This is a genomic window from Streptomyces albidus (ex Kaewkla and Franco 2022) (assembly GCF_013870515.1).
In the GTDB taxonomy this organism is placed as follows: domain Bacteria; phylum Actinomycetota; class Actinomycetes; order Streptomycetales; family Streptomycetaceae; genus Streptomyces; species Streptomyces albidus.
The window spans coordinates 1-3,241 of record NZ_JACBXA010000410.1; the positions used below are offsets into that span (position 1 = coordinate 1).

Annotated in this window: 3 protein-coding genes; all 3 read left to right on the forward strand. The window is 70.8% G+C overall.

What is annotated here, in order from left to right; translation table 11 throughout:
- Window positions 1-611: helix-turn-helix domain-containing protein (locus tag H5J26_RS29730; RefSeq protein ID WP_210771900.1), on the forward strand; the 611-nt coding region annotated here is incomplete at its 5' end.
- A gap of 113 nt (window positions 612-724) precedes the next feature.
- The gene (locus H5J26_RS29735; protein ID WP_181769061.1) at window positions 725-2,071 is read left to right on the forward strand and encodes an MFS transporter; all 1,347 of its coding nucleotides are present in this window, start codon (window positions 725-727) and stop codon (window positions 2,069-2,071) included.
- The coding region (locus H5J26_RS29740; RefSeq protein ID WP_181769062.1) for an amidohydrolase at window positions 2,068-3,241 on the forward strand (1,174 nt) is incomplete at its 3' end. The genes H5J26_RS29735 and H5J26_RS29740, both read left to right, overlap by 4 nt.

A 3,241-nucleotide genomic window follows, 5' to 3' on the forward strand; every position in this document is an offset into this window, starting at 1 on the left:
CGGTGGGGGTGCGGCCGCGGGTGGGGATCGGTCCGAGCGTCCCGCACATCGGTGAGCTCTCCGCGTCACGCATGGAGGCGGAGCTGGTGGTACGGGCGTTGAGGCGCCGTGGACGAGGGGAGCGCTGCGCCGCGTACGCCGACGTCAGGGGCACAGCGAACCTGATCGTGCTCAGCGGGGCCGTCGCCGCCGACGAACGGCTCCAGTCGGGCCCGGTGGCGAGGCTGCGCGAGCACGACAGCCGGCGCGGCACCGACTACACGGCGACTCTCGCCGCCTACCTCGACGCCTTCGGGGACACCGGCAGTGCGGCCCGTGTGCTGAACGTCCACGCGAACACGTTGCGGTACCGGCTGGGTCGCGTACGGGAGCTGACCGGGCTGGACCTGACCGATCCGCACGAGCGTCTGAACGCGGGCGTCCAGCTCTTCGCGCTCTCTCAGCCCTCGCCGGGGTCGCCGGGGTCTTCCTCCGGTCCGTCCACGACCTCGTCCGCAGGTCCCGCCGACCGGGACGGCGACCACGGCCCTCACGGAAGCCACGGCGCTCACAGAAGCCACGGGGCGCCCGGAACGCACGGAGACGGCGGCCTTGGAGCACCGCATCAGTGATCGGCCATAACCTCGTCCGCCTCCACAAGCCGCTGGCCGCGCCGGGTTTGCAGACTGCTCTGCAACATCCGGTCCCGTGCCGGGTGGTGTCCCGGTGCGCTGCGCGGAGGTGAATGATGGAACCGGAGAAGGCCGGAGAGATACAGGAGGCGACCAGGCGCCCTGCCACTTCGAAAGTGGCAAAGGTGACCGTCGTCGTACTGTTCATCGCCTGGCTGGTCGACTACATCGACCGGCTGGTCATCACCATCGCGTTGCCGGAGATCGGCGACGAGTTCTCCCTCGGTGAGACCGAGCAGGGGCTCGTGCTCACCGCGTTCTTCATCACGTACGCGCTGTTCCAGATCCCGGGCGGGATCCTGGCGGACAGCTGGGGCGCCAAGCGCACGATGCTGGTGGCCGCCGCCGGATGGAGCGTCTTCACCGCGGCGTGCGGTCTGGCCCGCGGGCTCGGCTCGATGCTCGCGCTGCGCGCGGTCTTCGGCGCGCTCCAGGGCATCTTCCCCGCGGCGTCGATCAAGGCGATCAGCGAACGTACGACCCGCAAGCAGCGACTGACCGCCAACGGCGCGATGTCCGCGTCCAACCCTTTCGGGGCCGCGATCGCGCCGATGGTCGCGGCGCCCCTGGTCGCGGCGTTCGGCTGGCGCGGTGCGTTCTTCGCCGTGGCCGTCCTGGGCGCCGGGATGGTCTTCGTGCTGTGGAAGGGTCTCCCGCCCGCCCTCACCAGGGACGCGACCACGGACGGGACTGGAATGGACGGCGACGCCGTGACGGACGACAAGTCCGCCGCCCCCGTCCAGGTGCCCGTACGGGACGCGCTGCGGCTGCTGCGCTCGTCGGTGATGTGGCGCTTCACGCTGATGTTCTGCGGGTTCAACATCATCGGATGGGGCCTGGTCTCCTGGGTGCCGACCTTCCTGCGGGAGACGAAGGGCGTGTCGCTGACCGGAGCGGGAGTGCTCGCCGGCATCCCCTGGTTCGGCGCGGCCGTCAGCATGGTGCTCGGCGGCTACGTCTTCGACCGCTATCTGCGTGGGAATCACCGCCGGGTCGTCATCCCCGTCATGCTGGTCACCGCGGTGCTGCTGATGTTCATGGTGCGGGCGGAGACCGCGACGGAATTCATCGTCTGGGAGACGGGCGGCACCCTCGTGATGTACCTCGCGTACATGCAGATCTTCGGTCTGCCGCTGCGCATGCTGCCCCCCGAATACGCGGGCGTCGGCGGCGGCATGGTCAACTTCGGCGGCCAACTCGCCGGTGCCGTCTCCCCGTTCGTGATGGGATTCCTCGCCGAGCGCTTCTCCTTCGAGGTCGCCTTCTCCTTCCTCGTCCTGGGTGCCGGCGTCGCCGTGCTCGGCGCACTCATCACCCCGCAGACGACGGAGGCCTTCCGCGCGGGTCTCGGCCGGCACCTGCGTACCCCCGCGAACGCCGTTGTCACGGAGAAGAGTTGAGCACCGCGGCGGAGGTGACGGAGCTCAAGCGGGCGGCGCGAGAGGCCGTCGAGAGCTCCCGTGACCGCCTGATCGAACTCAGCGCCGACCTGCAACGCCACCCCGAGACCGGATACCGCGAGGAGCGCGGCGCGGCGGTCGTGGCCGACTGGTTCACCGGCATGGGGCTGCCGTTCGAGACCGGGCTGTCCCGCACCGGCGTCAAGGCACGCATGACCGGCGGCAGCAGCGGGCCGACGGCCGCCGTCCTCGGCGAGTTGGACGCCCTGCTGCTGCCCGGACATCCGCTCGCCGACCCCGCCACGGGCGCGGCGCACGCCTGCGGGCATCACGCACAGGTCGCCTCGATGCTCGGCGCCGCCATGGGTCTCGCGGCAGTACGGGAGCAACTCGACGGCGACGTGGTCTTCTTCGCCGTACCGGCCGAGGAGAGCACCGAGCTCGAATGGCGGCGCGAGCTCGTACGCGCCGGTGAACTGCGCCATCTCGTCGGCAAGGCCGACCTCATCGCACGGGGGGCCTTCGACGACGTCGACATGGCCATGCTCTGCCACACCGCGAGCGAAGGTGCTCCGCGCCTCTCGGTCGGCGACAGCCACAACGGCTCGGTGGTCAAGAGCGTCCGGTTCGAGGGACGGGCGAGCCACGCCGGTGCGTCGCCGTGGCGCGGAGTCAACGCGCTCAAGTCGGCGACGCTGGCTCTGGCGGCCATCGACGCGCAGCGCGACACGTTCCGCGACGAGGACGCCGTACGCGTCAACGCCGTGATGCCGCACGGAGGTTCGGCCCCCACGGCTGTGCCGGACCGCGCCGAGCTGGAGGTCGTGATCCGCGCCCGCACCGTCGACGCGCTCCGTCACGCGTGCGACGCCGTGGACCGCGCGGTTCGCTCAGGAGCCGTCGCCCTGGGAACCACCGCCACCACGGAGACGACGCTCAACTACCTTCCCCACCACCAGGATCCGGGGCTGACGGAGCTGTGCCGCGCAAACGCAGCAACGCTGTTCGGGGAGGCCGCCATCTCGCTGGGCGCGCATCGCGGTGCCTCCACCGACATGGGCGACCTGAGCGAAGTGATGCCCGTACTGCACCCGTTCACCTCGGGTGCGGTCGGTGACGCGCACAGCGTCGACTACCGGGTGACCGACCACGCCGCCGCCGCGGTCGAGC

Bases quoted from the DNA above. Each gene is read 5' to 3' on its own strand.
- H5J26_RS29735 (WP_181769061.1), top strand. From the start codon at position 725: ATGATGGAACCGGAGAAGGCCGGAGAGATACAGGAGGCGACCAGGCGC.